This window comes from Paenibacillus sp. MAEPY2, assembly GCF_000499205.1.
Taxonomy (GTDB): Bacteria; Bacillota; Bacilli; order Paenibacillales; family Paenibacillaceae; genus Paenibacillus; species Paenibacillus vandeheii.
Map to the genome: position 1 here is coordinate 138,319 of NZ_AWUK01000028.1, position 23,883 is coordinate 162,201.

Below are 23,883 nucleotides of genomic sequence, written 5' to 3' on the forward strand. Positions count from 1 at the left end.
GCAGCGTCTTTTGGTTCTTTAATGCATCTTTAGGTGAATACTGACAGAATGAATGAAACCTAAATAATTCCATTCCGTATCCACTAGATAACGTCTATATGAATTGATTCTCACGTGAATCGTCTCCATTTGTTAGGTCCCTCATCAAAATAACGATAACGATGAATCAGACCAAATGACAGGCTACAAAGTGATCGGCACCTACGTTTCGATACGCAGGAACCTGCTGCTTGCAAACATCTTCTGCCCATGGACAACGTGTATGGAACTTGCAGCCGGCTGGCGGATTCACCGGGCTGGGAATATCACCTTTGAGCACGATTCGTTCCCGTTTCAATTTGGGAATTGGTACGGGTACAGCTGATAGTAAGGCTTTCGTATACGGATGCAATGGATTGCCGAACAATTCATCTCTGGAAGCCGTCTCGACCATCGAGCCCAGATACATCACTCCGATGCGGTCACACAGATGTTCCACCACACTCAGATCATGCGAAATAAATAAGTAAGCAAGGCCGCGCTCTTGCTGAAGTCGTCTGAACAGGTTGATAATCTGGGCCTGAATAGATACATCCAGTGCAGATACCGGTTCATCTGCGATGATCAGTTTCGGATTTAAGATCAAGGCTCGGGCAATCCCAATCCGCTGGCGCTGTCCTCCAGAGAACTCATGAGGAAAGCGATCAATATGATAGGATGACAACCCGCAGGCTGCGAGTACCTCTTTGACCAAATCACGCACCTCACTTGCTGTGGCTAACCCGTGATCCAGTACGGCCTCCCCGATCGCATCACCAATGCGTATGCGTGGATTCAGTGAACTGTAGGGGTCCTGGAAAATAAGCTGAAGCTGCGGACGGATCTTCCGCACTTCCTGCATGGACAACTGGTGCAAGTCTACACCTTGAAATCGAATCTGTCCCTCCGTTTTCTCTGTTAAACGCACGATCGTTTTTCCAACGGTGCTCTTGCCACTACCGGATTCACCGACTAATCCAAATGTCTCGCCTTCATGGATCGTGATGCTGATATCATCGACCGCTTTCACATGAGCTACTGTACGATTTAATAGACCTTTGCGCACCGGGAAATAGGTTTTGAGATGTTCAATTTCCAATAAGGGCTCAGACATGGCTCAAAGCCTCCTCATACAGCCAACATGCAGCTTTCTGTCCGGGTCCAAGCTGTTTCAGCGTCGGCATTTGCGTAGTGCATATTGACATACAGTGTTCACAACGATCAGCAAAATGGCATGATTCCTTTAAAGATAATGGATCAGGTACATGGCCAGGTATAGAATACAATTCATCCTGCCTTTGATTAATAATGGGCTTGGAGCGAAGCAATCCCTGGGTATATGGATGTTTGGGAGACTCAAACAATTGCACAACTTCCCCTTCTTCCACCACTTTTCCTGCATACATTACAACGACATAATCCGCCATTTCCGCTACAACTCCAAGGTCATGCGTAATCATCAGGATGGAGGTTCCTGACTGGGATTTAATATGTTGTAACATATCCAGTATCTGTGCTTGAATGGTCACATCCAGTGCGGTGGTTGGTTCATCCGCGATTAACAGTTTCGGGTTACATGAGATGGCAATAGCAATCATAATGCGCTGTAACATGCCTCCACTCAGCTCATGCGGATAGCTGTTCGCAATCTGTTCCGGGCGTGAAATACCCACTTCGGCGATCAGCTCAACTGCTCTGGCGCGAGCCTGCTTTTTGCTCATTTTCAAATGTACAATCAGCGGTTCCATCAGTTGCTCACCGATTTTCAGTACAGGATTCAGCGAGGACATTGGTTCCTGGAAAATCATTGAGATGTCGTTGCCCCGGATGGCACGCAGTGAGGATTTACTTTCACGGAGCAGATCCCGTCCACCAAAACGGATTGCACCACCTACCACCTTGCCTGCCGGTTCTTCGATCAATCCCATAATCGACATGGCGGTTACACTTTTGCCACAGCCCGATTCACCAACAATACACACCGTCTCCCCTTCGCGTACATTCAGACTTACACCATCCACCGCTTTAACATTGCCCTCTTCCGAATAAAAATGAGTTTCAAGTTGTTCAATTTCAATCATGTTTTGCATGGGAAGTGCTCACCTTCTCTTCTGTTTGGGATCTAATACGTCTCGAAGACCATCACCAAAAATGTTAATCGCAATAACGGTCACGAAAATGGACAGCCCTGGCGGAATCCATAACCACGGATGCTGCTGAAAATCAATCATGTTGTTGGCGGCATCGATCATATTGCCCCATGTAGGCGTTGGCGGCATGACACCCAGTCCAAAAAAGCTGAGTACCGACTCGCTGAGAATGGACCCTCCGATATTCAGGGTAGCCATGACGATGAGAAGAGGTACGATATTGGGCAAAAGATGATGAAACAGTTTGCGTCGGTCACGCAAGCCCAGAACAACAGCAGCCTGCATGAATTCCCGTTCCCGCAAGCTTAACATCTGACCTCGTACCATTCGGGCCATACCGGGCCAGTTAACAAAGCTTAGCATCAGCATGACGATATACATTCGGGAATCCGGCGGAACCTTCCAATCCGATAGCAGAGCGCCGAAAATGAACAGCAGCGGCAGTCCCGGAATCGTTAGCAGCAAGTCGGCAATCCGCATAATGACCTGATCTACAATGCCGCGATAATATCCGGCGATGGCTCCAAGCAAGGAACCGATAAATACCGATAGAACCATGGAGGCCAGACCAACGGTGAGCGAAATACGACCAGCCATCAGCACACGGGTCAGCACATCCCTGCCGAGTGCATCCGTACCAAGCCAGTGATGAATGCCTGGACCTTGTTTCATCGCTGCCATATTTATCTTGTTATCGGTATAAGGTGAGAACAGCGGTCCGATGAAACAAGCCACAAACATCAGCAGAACCACGATAAGTCCGCCAACAGCAAGCTTGTTTTTGAGTAGTCTTCGCATCGACAATTTCCATAAAGAAGACTTGGCAGGAACCTGTAAAGGTAAGGCTGCATCTGCGGAACTTCTCGTTACAGACGATGAGGAGGTTGTCATTTTCATACCCCCCTATTGCAAACGGACACGCGGATCTGCGATGTGATAGAGCACATCAGACAGCAGCGTTCCAATGACGGTCAGGATGGCGATAAACATGGTAAAGCCCATCAGCAGCGGATAATCCCGCAGTGAGAAGGACTGCATATATAACTGACCGATCCCGGGCCAACTGAATATTTTCTCAATAATCAGTGATCCGCCGAATAAGGACGGCAGCTCGAATCCAATCAGTGTAATCGCAGGCAAAAGAGCGTTGCGCAAGGCATGGGTGTATAACACTTTGCTTTCTTTTAAACCTTTGGCTCGTGCTGTTCGAATATAATCCTGCTTGATAACATCAATCATGTTACTGCGGAAGTAACGGGTAAGCGAGCCTACCCCGAGCAGGGTCATGACAATTACAGGCAGGGTCATGTGCTGAATCACCTCTTTGACATAAGCCAGACCGGTGGCATTACTTCCTGTGGTCATCATGCCGCCTGGAGGCAACCATTTTAAGTCAACCGCCAACAGCTTAATCAAAAACAATCCGATAAAGAAAGATGGCACGGACATCGCAGCAAATATGCCTATCATCACGAAAGTGTCGAACCACGAGTACTGCTTGTAAGCAGCAATCACGCCGATAATAACCGCAATGAACCAGGTCAGAAACGTGGTCACCGCAGCCAGCAGGAATGAATTCCAGATATACTCGTTAAACAGCGCGAGCACGGGCTTCTGTTGTGCCAATGAATATCCAAAGTCCCCGTGTAAAGCATTTTTCATCCAGATGAGATACCGTTCGATCACTGGCTTGTCCAGTCCATACAATTCGCGCAGCTCGGCCTTGCGTTCTGGACTCAGCTTAATGTTGCTGGAGATGTAGTCTCCGGGAGTAAGTGCATACAGGCTGAAAATCAGAACGGAGGCGGCCAGCAAAATAAGAACCATGTATGTCATCCGTTTCACAATGTAAGTGCTCATATCAGGCTCCTTATCAATGCGTCCCCTGCATCTGCGACATCGCAAACACAAGGGACGTTTGTTTATTTCGGTATTTATGTTTTTGGATCTATGCCACCGCTTATTTCAGAGACCATTCCGGCAAGCTGGTTGCAATCCCGCGGTATGGACTGACAGAGAGCCCATCGATCCGACCGTTATAGGCATAGACTGTCTTTTTGTAACTGGTGAAGATGACAGGCAGCTCATCATTGAGCAGCTGATACAGCTCTTTGTATACTGCCTTGCGTTCCTCTATGTCTGTCGTAGCCAGACCTTTGTTATACAATTCTTTCACTTTGGGATTGTCGTATCCTTTAAGCTCACCATCCACAAATTGCAGCACTCCGTCCGAAGGATCCGTTAGCATCGCTGTGGAGAAGGAAGCCACATCATAATCGCCGCCCTCCACTTTGGAGACAAGCGAGTTGAAATCGGCAAACACTTCAGGCTGGAACTGCACGCCAATCGCTTCGAAGTTTTCTTTGGCTACAGCTATGAAGATATCCGTGGCCGGACTTTTCGTTCCGAGGAAATGAAGGGACAGCTTCTTCCCGTTCTTCTCACGGATACCATCGGCTCCAGGTGCCCAGCCTGCATCATCCAGCAATTGATTCGCTTTATCCGGGTCGTAGGCGTATGGATTAATGCCCTCTTCCGTATAAGACCAGGAAATAGGCGAAGTCGGGATGTTGGCAACAGCACCTGCGCCCTGATTGGCGTCCACATAGATGGACTGACGGTCCAGACCATATGTGAGGGCTTGCCGCACCTCTTTTTCCTGAAGCTGTTCATGTTCCAGATTGAGCTGTAAATATCCGTATGTACTTGGTGTGTAAGGCAGAAGGTTAAGATATGGGATATTTTTCAGCTTATCAACATTCTCCTGGGTAGCCGTGAACGAAGTGAAGTCGATCTCTCCGGTCTCAATAAACTGCCAGGTATCTCCTTCCGATGTTTTATATATGAAATGCTCGGTCTTTGGTTTTCCCTTGTAGTAGAACTCGTTAGCAACGAATCGAACTTCCTGACCAGTGATGAACTTTTCAAGTTTGTAAGGGCCATTGCCTACAGGTGTTGCATGAAGATTTTTAATGTACTCGAGCTTCCCGAATTGATAATCTTTGCCGTAGTAGGCTTTGGACAACACTTCAGAGCCCAATATAAGTAAAGCAGTAGCGTTAGGCTGTTCCAGTGTGACCGAGATCGTTAACGGATCAACGACTTGAATACCCTCAATGTGATCTGCTTTTCCTTCCGTATAGGCTTTGCCACCTTTAACCTTGGTCGAGAAAATATCAAATCCCCCGTCATAAGACTTATCATGCAGAATGGTCCATGTAAAAGCGACGTCATCTGCGGTGAGCGGTGAACCGTCACTGAACTTGGAACCTTTTCTAAGATGAAACGTGTATGTACGCTGATCCTCGGACACATCCCAGCTTTCAGCGAGATCGGGAACCGGCAATCCTTTCTCATCTACGGTCACAAGCGAAGCAAAAAGCAATGAAGCAACGTTGCCATCATAACCGCTCTGATGGAAGTATGGTGTGAAAGCCCCACTGGGATCCGTAAGTCCCACAATAATCGTATCGGTTCTCTTTTTTGCCGTCTCAGGTAATTGATTCAGATCCGTCGCCTGAAATGGTGTATCCAGTGCTGCTGCAACTGGAGTCGCTTGTGTGGCCGAATTCGTTGTTCCGCTTCCAGAAGAAGTGGTCTCTGCTCCCCCACCTCCTGCACATGCAGATAACACAATCGCACTACTGATGATTAATGATGCCACGGATAAACCCTTCATTCTCATAAAATCCTCCCCAACTCATAAATAATCCATATTTTTCTCGCTCAGCCATTCCTAATTCCCGAAATAATCCAGAATATATATAATTCCTATGAAATTAGTAAGGTATAAGTTCGATAAGCCCTATTATAAGAATCGTATTCGGTTCTGTAAATAGAGAACCACAAAAAAATATTTATATTAAACCCATTAATATCCACTTTAAAGCGATAAAATAGCCGTATGTTTTGCGCGGATTTCCTGAATAAAATTCAGTTCGGCCACAACAAACATACGGCTGTATCGGAGGGATATTTTTTTCTAAAAACCACATTTTGATAAACGTTATTGCTCCAGATAATTCATGACATTCGGTAAAATTTGTTCCAGTGCATGAAGACGAAGTGAATACTCAACCAGGCTCTCTCCTTCAAAATGCGCATAGACAAGTCCAGCTCCACGAAGCTTGGAAAGATGGTCATGAGTAATTCCTTTGGAGAGCTTCAAGTGACGAACAATTTCTATGAACGAACGCGGTCCCTGATGCAGAAAACGCATGATTTTCAGTCTATTTTTCTCTCCCAGGCTGCGAATCACACGCAAATGATGGGTCGGGATATACTCGTCGTCTCCCATATACAATCTGGCGGAATAATGACACAACAGGGTATCCCCAAAATGCAGAATGACATTTAGCGGCTGAAAATGAAATTGCGGCACCAGCAGCAATGTTTCTAGCCCCTTCATATCCCTAAACATCAAACCGTTGGTTGCCTCGTCCAATACATTCTCCTGAGGAGCTTGTCGCAATTGCTCCTTACGGCTTAGAACCTCTTGTCTCAAATGCTGTAAGACCGCTGGATCAAGAAAGCGAAAATATTGCTCATTCCACCCTTTTAATACATAAGTCATTCGAGTCTGGAAAGCAGCGATATCATCCGTATACGGAAAACTATAACGGGCAAAAATGTCACGGAGCTCCGGCACGGTTTGCTTACTGAACCATTCAATAAAATCCTCTGGCTCCTCATCTTTCATTCTCAAACAGACAAGTAGATACATCCATTTCCAATCATCATCCACTTTCATATCTTGCAAAATGTCAGCAAGCTCCGAACTTAGCTGCCCTTCTGTTTCTTGCGCCCAGGCTATAGATAAATCCATTTTTTTATGTGATTTCCGGCAAATATATGTATGCAAGCTGGCCATGAATTCAAATACAGGCGTAAATCCAACCTCAATGCGATAGCTCAATCTTAACCTCTCCTATCTTGCAAAGTCGTTCCATTATACCCTGTTTGCAGCCGTGCATGCTACGATTAAAGGGCGAAACAAAAGCCGCACAGTGAAATCATTCACCGCACGGCTTCTCTATAGATCGGGATCTCCTGTCACCCAAAAATGATACCTTGATCAGGCTCCTTCGCCTTCAACCATCAGATCCAGCTTAATCACATTCACACGTGAAATCCGCTTATGCTCGGTCTCTTGAATAACAAAGATATATCCGCCATACTCTACCGACTGCCCCACTTCTGGAGGGATGGCCTCCACTCTGGAGTATAACCAGCCGCCAATCGTATCATAATCCGCCCGGTCCATATCCAGCCCAAAGCGTTCACTAACCTCTTCAATCAGCATAAGACCGTCAATGGAGTACTCCATCTCATCCACTTTCTCAATGGAAGGACGCTCTTGGTCAAATTCGTCCTGAATCTCGCCCACGATCTCTTCCATGATATCTTCCAGCGTCACAAGGCCGGAGGTTCCTCCGTACTCATCAATCAGGATGGCAATCTGTGTCTTGCTGCGCTGCATCCGCTTGAGCAGGTCACTGATCGGGGTAGAATCGGGTACCGCTAGAATCGGTCGAATCACCGAGATGGTATCTGTAAGCTGCGACCGCATCAGGTCTTTAATGTGAATAAAACCGATAATATGGTCTTTGTCACCGTTATATACCGGATAACGGGTACGCATGCTTTCACTGGCGATTTCCAAGTTTTCAAGCATGGACTGATTGGCATTCAGACAGATCATTTCCGTCCGCGGAATCATAATTTCACGGGCGGTTGTTGCCGTAAAATCAAATATATTATCAACAAGCGCCAATTCAGTATTGTCAATTAAACCGCTCTTATTGCTTTCTTTCATGAGAATGCGTATTTCATCTTCACTATGCGCCGAGTCATGTTCCGAGGCCGGTGCCATGCGAAACACTCTCAGCAGGCTATTCGCCATACCATTCAATGCCCATATAAAGGGATACATCAATTTGTAAAAGAACGTAAGCAGCGCCGCAGACCATAACGTGATCGTCTCTGATTTGCGGATTGCCATCGTCTTGGGAGCAAGTTCCCCGAGTACAATATGCAAAATTGTAATAATAACAAAAGCAATCGCAATGGAAATTCCGTGTACGTATACCGGACCCATTCCAAATGCAGTAAACATGGGCTCTAACAGGTGAGCAATCGCCGGCTCTCCCAGCCACCCGAGTCCAAGTGAAGCAAGCGTTATGCCCAATTGGCAAGCGGATAGGTAAGCATCCAGGTTGCGTACAATATTGGAAGCATACATCGCATTTTTATTGCCTGTTTCCACCAAAGCTTCAATCCGGCTGCCACGAACTTTGACCATCGCGAATTCTGCCGAGACAAAGAAACCATTCATCAATACAAGCAAAGCAATTAAAAATAAATTTAATATACTCGGTAAGGGGTCACTCAAATTATCATCCTATTCGCCGTCAATCTTCGGCAAATAGGTCCACCTCCTTCGAAAATGTAGGATATTTGCCATTCTGCCGCTCATTTGCAGTTTCAACTTCCCAATGCGTTCACCTCCACCTTCTTCTGTCGAATAACAAGGATATGCTTCTTTTATTATATAATTCTACACTACACAGTCAAACCGTGTCCTATGACAACGAAATGATGCTTACGGGCTATTTCGTTAACAAATGTACCGAATGCGCAGTTTTTTTTACGTTTTACTAACAAACATATGCATCTTCTTGCTTATGGTTTAACCTTTCTCTTACGCTCAGATGATCATTCAGCTATATACTTCCAATTAGAACACCAATTTGATTTCGGAGGTATGCACATTGAAAATTAATCATGCAATGAAATGGAACGTGCTGCTGCTTAGTGCAGCTGTCGCAATTACAGCAGTGCCTTGGCAAGTCCATGCGGAACCCCTCTCCACGCAACAGCAGACGGCACCTGCCGCATTTACCATTCTGCCTATTGACCGTGCTCAGATTCTGGCAGGACAAAAGCTGGATTTCCGGGTTGAGTTGAATGGGGCCAAGCTGAAATCCGGAGATATCAAAATCCAGATTAATGGTTTGTCACCTGACAAATACTTCGGTAAGTCCGGTACATGGACAAGCAGTAACGATCTGAGCACAGAGTACACCATTCAGGAGGTTACCTTTAAAGAGAGCGATTCCATCGTGGTAACCGCCGAAACGACTGCTACAGGCAAGCGTACATATTCACGGGTCGTATACCAAGTGTTCGATCCTTCCAAAGACACAGCCACACTGACAAACGGTGAGCAGGCCAAAAATGTCGTTCTGATGATTGGTGATGGCATGAGCGCTAATATTCGCACCGCTGCTCGCGTGGTATCCAAGGGCATTCACGAAGGCAAATTCAATGGCTGGCTGGAGATGGAACAGATGGATGCCATGGGTATGGTCACAACGTCAGGTATGGATTCCATCGTCACCGATTCGGCCAATAGTGCTTCCGCTTATGCAACAGGTCACAAAACGGCTGTAAATGCCGAGGGTGTCTACCCGGACAATACGCCAGATCCTTTTGACGATCCAAAGGTGGAAAACATCGTCGAGTTGGTCAAACGGACACGCGGCATGGCTACCGGTCTTGTAACGACTGCGGATGTAACGGATGCCACACCGGCAGCGATGGCCGTTCATACGCGTAAGCGCGGGGAACAAGAAGCGATCGCCAGCATGTATCTGAATGAAGCCAACCGACCGGATGTTATTCTGGGTGGTGGACTGGAATGGTTCCTTCCAGCGAATGATGGTGGAAAACGCAAAGATGGACGTAATATTGTGGAGGAGTTCAAAAAAGAAGGATATACCTACGTTACAGATGCAACGAATCTGGACAAGTCTGGCTCTACCAAATCATTGCTTGGTTTATTCCGCAAAGGCAACATGAACGTATATTATGACCGGGAATATACTCAGCCTAACAATGCAGAGATTGTAGGCAAGGATACGGATCAGCCAACGTTGATGGAAATGACCGATACTGCCCTCCAGGTGCTGGAGCAGAATAAAAATGGATTTTTCCTGATGGTCGAAGGAGCATCCATTGATAAGCAGGCGCACACCATGGATTTTGAACGCTCGATATGGGATGCGATTGAATTCGATCAAACGGTCGGTCGTGTTAAGGCCTACGCAAAGGAACATCCGGATACGCTCATTATCGTTACATCAGACCACGGTCATTCCCTTACGCTTAACGGAACGTATAACACGGAAGCCGCCAAAGGAAAATCTGGTGACGAACTCCGTGAATTGATCGGCACATATGCGGATTCCAAATTTCCGACGTATGTGGATGAAGACGGTGATGGCTTCCCGGACAACCCGGACTCGGAGTGGAAAATTGCTGTAGGCTGGGGCAATATGCCGGACAACAATGAGGATTATCTTGCCAATCCGGTGCCAATTAGTCCCACTATTCAAGACCCTAACGTGAAGGACAAATCCTGGTATATCGCCAACCCGGATAAGGACCCGGACGGTGTGCACTATACGGGTAACCTGCCTCATGATGAAGGCCAGGAAGTACACACATTCGACGATGTGCCAATCAATGCCTCGGGACCCGGGGCTCGTCTGTTTACCGGTTATCTCGATAATACGGATGTATTCCGCAAGATGGTAACCGCATTGAAGTTGGATGCATCCAAGTAAAAAAAGGTTGAACAAACAAAGAGTATCCTCGCTCATGTTCAGGCATGGCGGGAGGATACTCTTTTTTCATGACGATATGGATGAGAATTGGATAGCACGCCTATCCGCCGCTCTACGGCTTCTGTTGCTTTGCTTTTATTCTGCTTCTACTGCCATCTCACCTCTACAGGATCACTATGGTCTCATTAACGGTGTCCCAGCGCCAAGGCGTGTCATTGCCTTCACCAATCTGAAGACCACCAATCCAGGATTTATCATTTCTTAATAGTGTCCAATCTGCTTCTCCATTCAGCACCTGAACACCCAGATCGGTCAGAGACAAGACACTGTGACGGAAATCGTTATGCTGCTGCTGAAAATCAGGAAACGCTTGTACACCGCTTAATTGAAGTAATGCATGAGGTTCCTCCGTCATTCTCTTCAGATGAGCCCAGTACTCCAGATCACCCATTCCCAGGATATGTAGATGGTTTCCAACATGCTTAAATAATGGATAAGGGCTGTTCACGCCCTCTCTCACGGCCTCCAGTGTGGATTGCTCAATCACGCCCAGTCCGTTCGATACAGAAGGCAGACGAGACAGGTGGGCCTTGAATGCAGCATGTGCAAAAGGGAGCACCGATGTGCTTTTCAGCAAGTAGTCCTTGTGATCCTGAATGTCAGATGATGCATACGCTGTCCAAAACTCGCTCCCAGCCCGGATTTCCTCTGATCCCATCACATGCCAGGTACCTGATAAACGTCCGATTTGCGAAGGTGTAAGCTGCCCCAGGCCCCGAAAATGTTCAATATCCGGATAGGCATCGATACATAACAGATTCAGCTTCGTATCCCGTAGATCCTGTTCCTTGAAATAGTGAAGCAAGTACGATAGCATCGCCTGATCGTAGAGATCATACTCAAACCACAGAACGATCTCTTTGTATTGATGGAATGATTGTAACGTTTGCTCAAGTTCCTTAATTTTCAAATATTCAGTCTGTGGTATACCCAAGTGCTGCTCCAAATACTGTGCACGTTCACTTCGTGCCGTCTCATTCCCCATTTCTCTCGTTAACGGTCCAAATGTATAGAGCTCTCGCCAGACCAGAATCTCACCTTTAATCCCGCTTTGTCTTAATCGATCTGCCGCATGGTCACCATTCATAATGTGAAGCATCCCTTTTCCTCCTTCATATAGATCACTAAATACTGAAATTACATCCGCCACAGGCAGTGAACGTCTGAGCCTGGACCTGGCATCATACAGCCGTTTTTTTAGCACCGGAACGTTGACCCCGAGGTATTCTGACATTTCCTTGAGTGAATAGCCTTGAAAGTAAAATAGTTCAACCGCAAGCTGCATGGAAGATGGCAAAATCGAAATTGATTCTCGCAGGAGACGATACACCTCTCCTTTCAAAGCCTGTTCTTCAGGATTATGAGCCTGATCCTCTTCCTGGAATAAATCCTGAATTTCCATAACCGGAACAGTGGCATGTTGTTTACGCCTGAGCTGACGATAACACTGTCTCTCCACAATGACTTTGAACCACCCGGGAAAAGCATCCGGATTGTCCAGTTTGGACAGATTGGCAAAGGCCTCTGTGAACGCCTCTTGAACCGCATCTTCGGCCAGGAACATGTCCTCTAATTTTTGATAGGCGACAGCCAGTGCCATACCGCGAAATTGCGACATCAGCTGTTCGTAAGCCTCGGCTTTCCCCCGAATTGCTCCATCGATCCAGTTCTTCAATGTGTTTGCTCCTTCCTGTGTACTTGCTGCATGATGTATTTATCTTTAAGTGCCCTGATCTGAGAAAAAGGTTACTTTCGACTGTGTTTTTATTTTATTTAAATTTATGTTCTATATCATAATATAGGAAAAGCCGTCCCGTTTGCGGAATAACATCCACATTCGAGACAGCCTGTGTAGGGTCATGTTATATTATGTTTTGTTTTTAGCTGCAGATTAGCGTCTGCTTGGTTGTTGCGGATAGTTCCCGATCACACCTGGATATTGGTACAACAACGGCTCATCGAATGTAGCGTAGTCGAAATTGACCATCAAAAGCATAATCCGTTTTCCATTGTTCGGGTCACTGATAATGATATGGTCACGACCAGCTGCTTCCAGTATGCCTTGGAAAATGCGGGCGTTCCACTCTTTGTTACCTTCGTAAGTCATGTAGAATGTTCCACATTTGCCCAAGTTGAGCCGCAGGATATTTTCGATATAGGACTGTTCAAACTGCGGCGCAGTTGTTGTTACTACACCACCCGTTGGAGTCATTGGGGCACCGCTGGATACGAGCGGAGGTACGCCGCCTGTGGAGCTAGGTGAGACCATGCCTGGTGTTGGCGACATCATGGGCATACCGTTACCGATTTTATAAGACGTTCCTTGCACTTGCGAATTGGCCTGTTGGCCCATAACTTGCGAATTGGCCTGCTGACCCATAACCTGTGTTTGTTGATAAGGCTGGTTAATCATTGTGATTCCTCCCCAAATTTAATATACGGACGGACAGTCTTCGCCTGTTGGACTAAAGAAACAATGCGCCTTGAAGCGGCCTGTATTTTGCTGGTCATACCAGGTTGGTGGACATTCTCCCACAGGACGGAAAAACCACAGAGAGTTGCTGGCTGGCCAGAAGCGTTCGCCATTAATGACACGCTGTGCCAGGCGTATTTCCGATTGTCTTGCCCGTTGGTAGAAGTACCCTTTTTGCGTGGACTCGAAGCCACCCGGATTCTGAAATACCATTCGATTAATGTCCCGAATATCACCGAAATCCAAGCAATCGCCAAGCACCCGGTTTACACCTACATTGCCCACAAGCAGCATGCCTTGTTGGCCGTCACCTTCGGCCTCCGCTCTCATCAACCTAGCGAGCAGCCTGACGTCTTCCGAGTTGGCTTTAATAACAGCCATATCCTGTTTCCTCCCTTGTTGAACCTCTGCATCACCGTATATCGTATTGTGCAGACGCCCATTCGGTGACACAATTTCACATTTTGCCATAAAAAAAAGCCCGGAACCTCACACTATGTGAAGTCCCGAGACAAATCATTTCCTATATTACCCGCCTATTTAGGGCTTGGCTTGAATCCAGTAATCGTAAGCATGAACGATATTGCCTTTGTAGGCTTTATACTCGCTCAACAGTTCTGGAAGCAGTGCGAGCTGACGTTCCATTTCCGCTGCTCCCTTATCATAAAATGAAATATGTCTGCCTTCAAAATTCTCTTTCATCTCCACCGAGATCAAAAGTGATTTACCCAGACGGTCCGCGATTTTCATTTCCTGACTAACGACATCCGCAATTCCATTGGAGCCTTCAGCAATGTTACGGAATGCCATTAGGGATACGTGATCCAGTGTTGTGATCATGTATTCACTGACAGACATGTCTTTACCCGGTAACGGTAACGTATCGAGCCAGACGGCCAGATCGGCACTCGTTTCCAGATCACTGTCCTTTTTCGTCTCATCATGGAAATAAGCAATATTGGCCGCCCATTCGGTCAGCAATGTATCCCGATCATATTCCCATTCAGGTAGGGTGTATGGCTCGATATCAAGATGGATGCCCTTAAAATGTTCATCCGGTTCAGATTCGGCGTTATAATTTTTCACATAATCGATCAGGCGCGTTATCCGTGGCCGGTTCTCCTTTTTGCCCCAGATCGGATGACCACCCATGGCATGGACCTCAATCCCTTGAGCCTGAGCACGTTTCACAAAACTGCGATAACTGGAATACGGTTGATCCAGATCAAGCCTCACGTATAACCAATTAATGTTTTGCGCTTTGGCGAACTCCAGAATGTGGTCTCCCCCGTCATTCGTAACCTGAGAAGCTTGCCAGATGTAGGTTCCTCGAATTTCCGGTTGATTGGTCGGTTCCTCGGGTTCAGGCTGTTCCTCCGGCTCCAGCTGTCCCCAGTAAACGATGTCATGAACAGCCGAACCTGCGTAGGAAGCATGATCCGTGAATGCGGAGGCTACCTCTTTTACCACACTCTCCAATTGCGTTGCACCTTTGCCGGCAAACGTTGTGAACTCTTCCCCAGGCATCGGCTTGGTGTTTACCCCAACGGTAATAGAACCATTTCTGGCGTCGGCCCATATCATTTCCTGTTCTACCAAACGTATAATTCCATTGTTTCCTTGCGCACTATCACGATAAGCGAGCAGCGTAATATGATCAAATTGCCCGATAAACCAGTGTGACAATGACTCGTTATCCGCATCATCAGTCGTTCTGCTGCCCGTCACGGTGTAAGAATCCAGCCAAAAAGGCAAGTCAACATTCACTTCAACCGCCCCGGCCTGTTTCACCTGTTCCTGTAATAGCTTCATATTGGTAACCCAGGATTGCACCAGCGGCTTGGCATCTTCTTTCCACTGTGGCAGTACATAGGGCTTGATATCCAGGTGTATGGCGTCAAATCGCTCTTCCGGCTCTGCAGCCAGATTGTAATTGTTCACCCAGGACGCCAGCTTGAGCATCGGACCTTCACGACCACTCACTGCCCAGGACGGATCTCCCCCAAGAGCTTCAACTGCAATTCCAGCATTGCTAGCTTTGGATATAAACGTATGATAGACCTCCTCTGACAGATTCATATCCACATTCACATACAGTCTGTTAATCTTATGTTTAGCTGCATTCTCCAGCAGCTCATTTCCTCCATCACTGACAGACTTGGCCTGCCATACCCAGGCTGCTCGTATATCTGCGTCAGCATCAGCAGTAGATTCAAAGCCTGTCATTATAATCCCTCCAATCAGCAGTAATAGCCAAAACACTTTCCGGGATGAGTTCCCGAACATATTCTCCCTCCATTCCTGTACTGTGGTAAAATCACATTTATTATAGCAACCGAGTTATCAAAAACAAATAAGCCCAAGTGCTTAACTTGGGCTTATTTCTGCTATGTTTTCAAAAGTTTACAATCGACCGGATAAATCCCGGTACTAGTCCTCATATATCATTTTTCGGGTCATGCCCCCGTCAATAATAAGGTTGGTCCCTGTGACAAAGGTATTGCTCGGATCGGACAAATATAAACAAGCGCGGGAGATATCCGAAGGAACGCCCACACGTCCTGCCGGGTGTTGTTCATGGTCCTCTGGCTTCAATTTCTCAACATTTCCTGTCTCAATCCATCCCGGACTGATACAATTGACCCGAATTCGGTCCTTGCCCAAAGAGACCGCCATCGCATGTGTCAACGCCACGATCGCACCCTTGGACGCAGCATAAGCCTCTGTTTCGGGCTCTGACATAAACGCACGTGTTGAGGCCATGTTCACGATTGCCGCACCATTTTCGTTGTGCTTCATATGTTTGGCCGCTTCCCTGCTTGCGAGAAAGCAACTTCGCACATTCGTATTGAGTATATCGTCCCACTCTTCAAGCGTTAGCTCGTAGGGAGACTTCCATCTGGAAACACCTGCATTGTTGACGAGCACATCAATCTGTTTAAATTCGTCTATTGTAGTTTGAATGAGATTCGTTATATCCTTCTCTTGACGTACATCACACTGGACAAAAATGGCTTCTCCGCCTTCATTACGAATAGAAGCTGCCGCCGCTGCCCCTTCTGCTTCCTGATAGTCGGCAAGTACGACTTTAGCCCCTGCAACCGCATAGGCCTCAGCCACGCTTCGCCCGATTCCCTGGGCTGCTCCCGTCACAACCACGACTTGATCTGTAAATGACATCATCATTTCCTCCTCTATTGAGATGGTCCTTTCATCATATAAATTTACATACAACTCACTGATTATGGACCATAAATTGAACAAAGTCTCTTCTTATATAGAAACACGTTAGCCCCATTAAGAAACGCTTGTCCGTAAAAGAAATTAAAAAAAGCTTACGCCACTGTGGCGCAAGCCAGCCGGTTTATCCGCGTACACGCTCTGAATACAAACGATTGTAGCGTTCAAAGCCTACATAACGCGTTCCCTTGAAAGAGAGTCGACCTTCATCTCCCTCAGCGCACAAGCCGTACTCATCACCATTCACCTTGAATTCGAGACGATCCCCGCTCTCCACTTCAAAAGTGATGTAATAAAGCGTACGGGCTGTACTTCCTGGTTCGGAGTGCGACTGACTCATCTGTATCCTCCTGCTGGTAATACGTGAAGGTACGGTAAGCAGAGGCTCTGAGTTATTACGGCCCCATCTCCATACTTCTTTCCCTACCGACAGCAGAACAATACCTATAATCAGGACAAATACTACCGGAAAGACGGTTCCAAAAAAATCAAACATCCAGGATGATTCAATGCCCATGTCTCTCCCCTCCGTTCTTCAAACCTAGGACAGCCGGAGTCTTGACCCGTCTTCTGTAATATATATGCGCATGAACAAGGAAATTGTTATTTGGAATTCAAATTAACCGGGGGATAAAAAGACTATTCCAGGAAACGCCAGCAGAACCTAGAGCTTGTGAACCCTCTGCGGTTAACTTAATCTATGGAATACGTTTCTTCATGTACTTGCGGTGTGTCTTCGTTATTCAACAGATAAAAATACCCAGTCCATTGAACCAGGCATCCTCTGTTTTATTATTTTTTTGGAGAGATAGCTCCTTAATTCAGGTTCCGAAATATACATCCAATTTCCCGGTTGGTGGCGTGGTAGCCATCCAAACAGCGGCCAGATTGTCTGGTGCAGAGGTTGCAGCAGTAATATAATCCCCAATAAGCACAGTAGGTACGGGTGATATTCCATTGGGATTAAACGAAGTCGTAGTCAATCTACGATTGGTAAAGGTAATCCCTCCATCAAAAGACTCTGCAACATATACATCCAATAAAAAACCGTCAATACGATTGGAGTAATATATAACCCGAATTGTTCCAGCAAACGGAGATACGGTGATCGATGGAAAGAAATTTTGTGAACCTGCTGGTGCTCCTGTAATACTTATAGGATCGGACCATAACAACCCATCCGGAGATTGGCATAACAGTACATCTGTGTAGCCATTTCTGGCATCATTCCACACAGCGTAAACTGTCCCGCTGTTAGGTCCGACCGATATGTCTGCTCCTAGACTCAGATTGGTCTGCACTCGAAAAGCGTAATTCGGTACAGGTAATGGGGATGGGGCTGGTACAACGGAGGATATGAATGTAGATTGTCGATTTATAGGTGGTTCGTAGTTAATTCCACCGTTATAAGAGATACGTAAAAGGGCAGATGGGCTATCGGGACCAGTGACGATATATCCGGCATAGACCTCTCCAGAGAAACCAATTGCAATTGATGAGCGATCATGGATTCCCCTCGGATCGGATAATCGATTAGGGGGTTGTTCCCAACTCGCTCCCTGATCAAGGGTTCTCTGGACAAAGATTGAAGAAGATGTTGTTGCAAGCGGAGTGTAACCTACATAGGCATTCCCTCGATAAGGGCTCCCGGGAGAACGATCTACGGCAATGTACGGTTCATCGTTATGAACAACGGTTCCGTAACCTCTTTGCACAATAACTGGCGCAGCCCAAGTTGCTCCGTTATCTACTGAAGTATAACTTACTATGGTACCATCTAAATCGCCGTTAAATACGTGTGCAGTTACAATAAATGTGCTTGGGAAGGTGTAATCTATAGTTGGAGCTTCCGCACCTGCAAATCCCGCAGGCAAAGGAAGTAATGATGTGGACCAGGTATTTCCCGCATTCAAGGATCGATAAATTCCAATTAAGGTCGGTCCGCTACTTGTATCCACTGCAACAACACACATGATATTAGTATCCAGCGTATTGACTGCAATTGAAGGCTCGAATTGGCTACCACCCAAAGCTCCTGTAATATTAACAACGGCCAACGATATCACCTTCCTTTTATTATGGAATATTAGTAAATCGGTCTATTAACGACATTTCTGACTGAAGAACACGTTGTATGACCTGACCTGTAGAGTCAACGCCGTAAACATTAATAATTGTACTGGTCGCACTGAAATAATCGCTCTGGATTTCGTAAAAAGCAGCATTGGTAAGCCCATAAATTAAACTTCGAGTGGCTTGAGGAAGAAGTTGAAACAAATCATGTCCTATAGGTATCCGCATGGATTGTGTTGTGTCCCATTTAAAAACTTCAATCTCAATATTAACTGGAACATTAAGCGAGTCGTTTATACAAGTGACAATAATCTGAGTAGCAATATTTATACCTGTTGGTGAGTTATAGAGCAAGCCTGTAGAGTTTGGCAATAGAATAACTCTCCTCTCAGAAAATGATCTTGTCTATATACTATGATTGCATACTATATGAGTGCACGGTACCAAAAGAAATAATCTGAACGAAGAAAAGCCCCATTATTCAGAAACTTCTTACCACTATGCGGACAACACTTTCAATCTAGCTACATATGATATTCAAAATAATAGATTGGAGGAAAAAACTATGGTTCGTACACATGATGCCAGAACCTCTTTAGGATCCAACGGAGTTAATCCGCTTAATGTCCCACTCGCTCAGAACACGCCCACCTTGGTAGGCATACTAGGACTTAATATTTCAAATCCAGGGCCATTGATTCGAACTCAATTTAATGGCACTTATCGAATTTCGGTGGCCAATTTGTCTTCACAACCTTCTTCAATATTAATTGAAATTTTCAGAGGCTCCACCCATACAGGCACGCCAATCTATGTCGTTTCTCAACCCATATTCCCAGCTGAAGCTAGCATATTAGCAAGTTTTGAAGGCTCCGATTATAATGTCTCCCCCCCACCGTCTGGACAACTTATCTATTCTTGTTATTTGACATTTGTTCCCGTGTCACCAATGGAGCAAGCGACACGTGTTGGACCAGAATGCTTCAATGCGGTCACTTACAGTGACGATTAAATCTGTTTAGTACCGGATCTCATCTGAGAAAGGAGGGCATCCCATGGTTAAAACATTAGATGCAAGGACTTCTCAAGGTTCCAATGGTCAGAACATTGTTACTCCAAGCTTTACCAATGGAGTCCCGCTCTTGTTTGCACAAGTAGGCCTGCAAGTTAGCAACCCGGGAACATTGATTCGAACTCTTTTTTCGGGCATCATTGAAGTCACAGCAAATCAGCTGCCTGTTAACGGGAATCTCGTCATAGAAGTATACCGAGGATTGAGCAGTTCACAACAGCTTGTTTATCGTGCGGGTACAATCGTTCTAGCCAACCCATTTTTCAGTCCTTGCGTATTCAGGTTTAGCGGTTCGGATTATAATGTGATGCCACCAGGAAATGGTCAGCTTGTCTATTCTGTATACGCTACATTCACCTATAATCCAAGTTTCAATGTCAGCAGCTTGCGCCTGGGTCCCGAAAGTTTCAATGCTACAGTTTATTCCGATGATTAATATAAATTCCTCAAAATAGTCGTGAGTTAATTTTAGGTTCAATGTCGATCTTTGAATTCATTAAATGCCATTAAGGAGAGCTAGAACTCAATAGCTCTCCTTAATGGCGTTTGTTATTTAGCACACAGATACTTTGTATTTCGGAACCCAATAATTATCCTATTCATCAGAACATGCAAAGGAATGCAGACAAACATAAATAAATTTACTGACGTATTGAAATTGTGTATGCTGCAGTTAATGTTATTTTTAATGTGTTTTTTCATATAAGAAAAGCCCCCTATTGGGGGCAAAACGTTGATACAGCTGTGTTTTTTGATCAGTATTGATAACTAAGCGTACATTAGGTCCATGTATCCGCGTGTTACTTCTCCACCATCCGTCTGTTCAGGTTCATCTGCCTGCGCATATTTTGCCATACAGGCTTTGACTTCTTCCTCGGTTGTACAACGGTTGGCGTCATCACATGTGTAGCATAATTGGAGCATGTATCTGGTTAACTCGTCCGCCTGCGTGAATTGAGCTTGTTCATTCGTTCTCATGTTCATCACTCCCATCTCTTCTTGAATTCAATATAACATCATTTGAAGGGATCTATTGTGATTTAATTCACAAGATAAATAAAATGAAAAGAAACCCGCAGGTTCCTCTTCAAAAAGCGTTGTAATTCAACGCAATTATAGTACTTTCCAACGTACTCCACCGTCCATGGTTTGTAGTAACAGTGATCTTTTGGCATCCGTATTTTCGACCAAAATCCAGCCTAGTTTCGAAGAAACCATCTGGAGCTTGACGATCTCCGGGTAGTCTTCGAGAATGTTTTCCAATACTTTACTTACAGGAAGTGCCTTCCAGGTTTTACCTGAATCTTTGGTGTAATATGTCTTGCCTTTCTGCATGACCCAGCCTTCCAAGGGATTCAGAAATGTAGGAGTGAGACCACGATTGATTCCGGTTTGTTTATTCAGACTGAACGTTGATAATTGCCAGCTCTCTCCGCCATTGGTTGTGAAAAATCCGTTGAATTTGGTACTTTCCCCCTGAGAGCAGGATATCGACATCCAGGCTGTCTGGGCTTCCCGTCCAAAAAACTGCGGCGAGCTGATGTTAAAGTTACCACACCCGTTAAATTTGTTTCGGTCAAAGAACGACGGTCCAGCCTTCCAATGTTGGCCACCATCAGCTGTAACATACAATTTCGGTGTACCGAACTCCAGAGCGGTCAAGAACCCGTGATCCGAGTCCGAGAAAGTCATGCCTGTCGTATAACCCCGTGTAGGAATCTCTGCAGATGCTGGTTTGCCGTCCTCGTCACTCGACGTCATCTGATTCCAGGTAATACCGCCATCTTCGGTAACATACAATTTCTTGTCTTGCTTGCCAATCGAAGTATCCACCGTGGTCAGTATCCAGCCTTTTTCAGGAGATACAAATGTGATGGCAGTCACCTTATCCGTCTTCGACAAGGAGGACAGGCTCCAGCTTGCTCCTCCGTTGTTGGTCCGGAGAACCATCGTATCGGTTCCGCCCATTCCTTCACGAACAATCCATCCATGTGTACTGTCTACAAAATAAATGCTTTGTCCATACTGCGGGTTCGCCGGAAACTGTACGTTTTCCGAAGGTGAGATGTTAATCCAGGTACTCCCCTGATCCTGAGTATAATACAGACGCAGGGCATTCCGCGTCACTCCCCATGCTAATCCGCCGTTCCCGTTCAGCAGCTGGAAATCAGTTAACCGGGTCTGAATTTGATATTTGGCTGTATCCGCAGCTTGTGTACTGTTTGCAGGGGGGACAACAGTTAATGTCTGGCCCGTATTCCCGTTATCTTCTTGCTCCTGCGGCGGCTTTGACACCTTGGGCTGTTCCGAATCGGTGCAAGCCGCCAGCAGAGCAGCTATACCGATAGACAGCAGTACTGTCTGCGCGATTTTGATCCATTGCGAACGCAAGTGGTTTCCACCTCTCTCAAACAATAAGCAGGCGCGCATGCCTGTCCATTCATGTTGTTTTTACGATTCATCTGAATCCACTGCTCCTATTCTACCACAAACGATGTCGAAAAGGATCATCTCCACTCTCTGGAAGGTGGAAGCGATCTTTTGGACGCACCTGTTTCTTCTGCGAAACACTAATCAGGTTTTCGACGAAATCTTCCGCAAATAGACATGAAATGTGAGAAAGTTTATAGACGCGGCTCGCTTTTCACACGCTTATCCCTTAATATGGATGGAAGTATACCCCAAAAAGGAGAGGATATGAAAATGGTAAACAGTGCAGCGCTCAAACCAAGTCGTGTCGTTATTGTAGGCATGGGTGCGGTGGGAACAACAACGGGATACACGCTGATGTTAAGACAGCGTTCGTCCGAGTTGGTATTTGTGGATGTGAATCATGATAAGGCTACCGGCGAAATGCTGGATATGAACCACGGACTCCCATTTACCGGGGGCGTAAAAGTATGGGCAGGCGATTACTCCGACTGCAAAGACGCAGATATCATTATTATTACAGCGGGCGCTTCCCAAAAACCAGGAGAGACTCGAATTGATCTGTTGAAGAAAAATGCAAGCATTTTCAAAGAGATCATTGAACGTATTACCGAGGTGAATTCCCATGGAATTCTGTTGATTGCTACCAACCCTGTAGATATTTTGTCCTATACTTCGTGGAAACAAAGCGGTTGGCCCGCGTCGCGTGTGATTGGTTCCGGTACGTTACTGGACAGCGCACGTTTCCGTTATCTGATTGGTAAAAACAAAGGCATTGATCCACGCAGCATTCACGCTCATATTATTGGAGAGCATGGTGATTCCGAAGTACCGGTTTGGAGCCTCGCTAACGTTGCAGGAACCGACCTGGAGCTGGATGAAGAAACACAGCAGGATATCTTTGACCGGACCAAAAATGCGGCGTATGAGATTATTAATGCCAAAGGAGCTACTTCCTATGCAATTGCGCTCGCTCTGGACCGTATCGTGGCTGCTATTCTGGGTAACGAAGGCTCCGTACTGAACGTTTCCACATTGCTGGAAGACTATAATGGTGTATCCGATGTATATCTGGGCGTTCCATGTGTAGTTGATCGCAATGGCGTGCGTGAGATTCTGCCACTTCCATTGAATGAGACGGAGAAAGTCGCTTTCCAGGCCTCCGCGAACAAATTGAAGGAACAGATTGCCGGACTGGAGTAAATCCAAATCCTGGATTTGACTAATCACGTTATTTTTTAATGAGTAAATAGCGTTAAGGTTGTACAACTAAAGGACCACCTGTATCTTCCTTGCGAAGATGCGAGTGGTCCTTTGGTCTTAATCGAATTTTGATTTAAGTTAACATAATAATTGTTCCGTTAATAAAAAACGAGGTTATTTAATAATTTCTGATTAATACTTATACTTCCATTAAATGTATTAATGCATTTCTACATCAAAAAGCAAAAAAACCTGTCGTTCTGGACAGGTTTCTCTATCATTACTTGCTTCAAAATAAATTGAACTAAACATTTACACGATAACGGAGAGGACAGAAATAACCTGAAGAAGCGGAGCGTTCGCCTTTATCCCTGGATTTCCCCCTTTATATAAGGGATTCAAAAAAATCTAGGGATAACAGCGATCGGAAGGTTGTTCTGTCATCGGAGTGGCAAGTGTAAATATTCTTTAGTTCAATATATATATAAACGAAGCTTACCTTTTACATATCAGCCACAAATGCAGGAAGTTTGACAT

At 45.8% G+C, this 23,883-nt stretch carries 21 protein-coding genes; 4 read left to right on the forward strand and 17 right to left on the reverse strand.

What is annotated here, in order from left to right:
• Positions 1-166 precede the first annotated feature (166 nt).
• The 7 genes from P364_RS0120920 to P364_RS0120950 form a co-directional block, all read right to left on the reverse strand.
• A complete protein-coding gene (locus P364_RS0120920) occupies positions 167-1,132 on the reverse strand; it encodes an ABC transporter ATP-binding protein (protein WP_024632027.1) in 966 nt (321 codons plus the stop codon).
• Positions 1,125-2,108 (reverse strand): ABC transporter ATP-binding protein, encoded by a 984-nt coding sequence (locus tag P364_RS0120925; protein ID WP_024632028.1) that lies wholly within the window; start codon positions 2,106-2,108, stop codon positions 1,125-1,127. The genes P364_RS0120920 and P364_RS0120925 overlap by 8 nt, the downstream gene beginning before the upstream one ends.
• A gap of 9 nt (positions 2,109-2,117) precedes the next feature.
• Entirely contained in the window at positions 2,118-3,059 is a 942-nt protein-coding gene (gene opp4C / locus P364_RS0120930) for an oligopeptide ABC transporter permease (protein ID WP_024632029.1), read from the reverse strand.
• 12 nt (positions 3,060-3,071) lie between these two features.
• The gene (locus P364_RS0120935; protein WP_024632030.1) at positions 3,072-4,028 is read right to left on the reverse strand and encodes an ABC transporter permease; all 957 of its coding nucleotides are present in this window, start codon (positions 4,026-4,028) and stop codon (positions 3,072-3,074) included.
• A 100-nt stretch (positions 4,029-4,128) separates the two neighbouring features.
• Positions 4,129-5,853 carry an ABC transporter substrate-binding protein gene (locus P364_RS0120940; protein WP_024632031.1) on the reverse strand — a complete coding sequence of 575 codons (1,725 nt, stop codon included), beginning with the start codon at positions 5,851-5,853 and terminating at the stop codon, positions 4,129-4,131.
• Between the two features lie 321 nt (positions 5,854-6,174).
• Positions 6,175-7,083 (reverse strand): ArsR/SmtB family transcription factor, encoded by a 909-nt coding sequence (locus P364_RS0120945; RefSeq protein ID WP_024632032.1) that lies wholly within the window; start codon positions 7,081-7,083, stop codon positions 6,175-6,177.
• 159 nt (positions 7,084-7,242) lie between these two features.
• Complete coding sequence (locus P364_RS0120950; RefSeq protein WP_024632033.1) at positions 7,243-8,559, reverse strand: hemolysin family protein; 1,317 nt, start codon at positions 8,557-8,559, stop codon at positions 7,243-7,245.
• Positions 8,560-8,938: 379 nt separating this feature from the next.
• Here P364_RS0120950 and P364_RS0120955 point away from each other — a divergent pair, with 379 nt between their 5' ends.
• Positions 8,939-10,795 carry an alkaline phosphatase gene (locus P364_RS0120955; RefSeq protein WP_052016700.1) on the forward strand — a complete coding sequence of 619 codons (1,857 nt, stop codon included), beginning with the start codon at positions 8,939-8,941 and terminating at the stop codon, positions 10,793-10,795.
• Between the two features lie 163 nt (positions 10,796-10,958).
• On the opposite strand, the gene P364_RS0120960 is transcribed toward P364_RS0120955, so the two are convergent.
• The 8 genes from P364_RS0120960 to P364_RS0120995 all read right to left on the reverse strand — a co-directional run bounded on the left by P364_RS0120960 (position 10,959) and on the right by P364_RS0120995 (position 19,013).
• Positions 10,959-12,530 carry a sigma-70 family RNA polymerase sigma factor gene (locus tag P364_RS0120960; RefSeq protein WP_024632034.1) on the reverse strand — a complete coding sequence of 524 codons (1,572 nt, stop codon included), beginning with the start codon at positions 12,528-12,530 and terminating at the stop codon, positions 10,959-10,961.
• A 216-nt stretch (positions 12,531-12,746) separates the two neighbouring features.
• The gene (gerQ, locus tag P364_RS0120965) at positions 12,747-13,268 is read right to left on the reverse strand and encodes a spore coat protein GerQ (RefSeq protein WP_024632035.1); all 522 of its coding nucleotides are present in this window, start codon (positions 13,266-13,268) and stop codon (positions 12,747-12,749) included.
• Positions 13,269-13,286: 18 nt separating this feature from the next.
• Positions 13,287-13,709, reverse strand: coding sequence for a cell wall hydrolase (locus P364_RS0120970; protein ID WP_024632036.1), 423 nt, complete (start codon positions 13,707-13,709; stop codon positions 13,287-13,289).
• A gap of 159 nt (positions 13,710-13,868) precedes the next feature.
• Positions 13,869-15,554 (reverse strand): hypothetical protein, encoded by a 1,686-nt coding sequence (locus tag P364_RS0120975; protein WP_236642211.1) that lies wholly within the window; start codon positions 15,552-15,554, stop codon positions 13,869-13,871.
• 204 nt (positions 15,555-15,758) lie between these two features.
• The gene (locus tag P364_RS0120980; RefSeq protein WP_024632038.1) at positions 15,759-16,508 is read right to left on the reverse strand and encodes an SDR family NAD(P)-dependent oxidoreductase; all 750 of its coding nucleotides are present in this window, start codon (positions 16,506-16,508) and stop codon (positions 15,759-15,761) included.
• 184 nt (positions 16,509-16,692) lie between these two features.
• A complete protein-coding gene (locus tag P364_RS0120985; protein WP_024632039.1) occupies positions 16,693-17,085 on the reverse strand; it encodes a DUF2500 domain-containing protein in 393 nt (130 codons plus the stop codon).
• Between the two features lie 304 nt (positions 17,086-17,389).
• Positions 17,390-18,625, reverse strand: a complete 1,236-nt coding sequence (locus P364_RS0120990; protein WP_094939859.1) for a hypothetical protein — start codon at positions 18,623-18,625, stop codon at positions 17,390-17,392.
• Positions 18,626-18,644: 19 nt separating this feature from the next.
• Positions 18,645-19,013 (reverse strand): hypothetical protein, encoded by a 369-nt coding sequence (locus tag P364_RS0120995; protein ID WP_024632041.1) that lies wholly within the window; start codon positions 19,011-19,013, stop codon positions 18,645-18,647.
• Positions 19,014-19,206: 193 nt separating this feature from the next.
• Between P364_RS0120995 and P364_RS37400 the strand changes: the two genes are divergently transcribed.
• Both P364_RS37400 and P364_RS0121000 read left to right on the forward strand, forming a co-directional pair.
• Positions 19,207-19,653 (forward strand): hypothetical protein, encoded by a 447-nt coding sequence (locus P364_RS37400; RefSeq protein ID WP_152532730.1) that lies wholly within the window; start codon positions 19,207-19,209, stop codon positions 19,651-19,653.
• Between the two features lie 43 nt (positions 19,654-19,696).
• Positions 19,697-20,149 (forward strand): hypothetical protein, encoded by a 453-nt coding sequence (locus P364_RS0121000; protein WP_024632042.1) that lies wholly within the window; start codon positions 19,697-19,699, stop codon positions 20,147-20,149.
• Between the two features lie 332 nt (positions 20,150-20,481).
• Here P364_RS0121000 and P364_RS0121005 read toward each other — a convergent pair whose 3' ends face one another.
• A complete protein-coding gene (locus P364_RS0121005; RefSeq protein WP_024632043.1) occupies positions 20,482-20,691 on the reverse strand; it encodes a hypothetical protein in 210 nt (69 codons plus the stop codon).
• A gap of 135 nt (positions 20,692-20,826) precedes the next feature.
• Positions 20,827-22,104: a VPS10 domain-containing protein gene (locus P364_RS0121010; protein WP_024632044.1), complete on the reverse strand. Its 1,278-nt coding sequence runs from the start codon at positions 22,102-22,104 to the stop codon at positions 20,827-20,829.
• Positions 22,105-22,416: 312 nt separating this feature from the next.
• On the opposite strand from P364_RS0121010, the gene P364_RS0121015 reads away from it, so the two are divergent.
• Complete coding sequence (locus P364_RS0121015; protein ID WP_024632045.1) at positions 22,417-23,346, forward strand: L-lactate dehydrogenase; 930 nt, start codon at positions 22,417-22,419, stop codon at positions 23,344-23,346.
• Positions 23,347-23,883 lie beyond the last annotated feature (537 nt).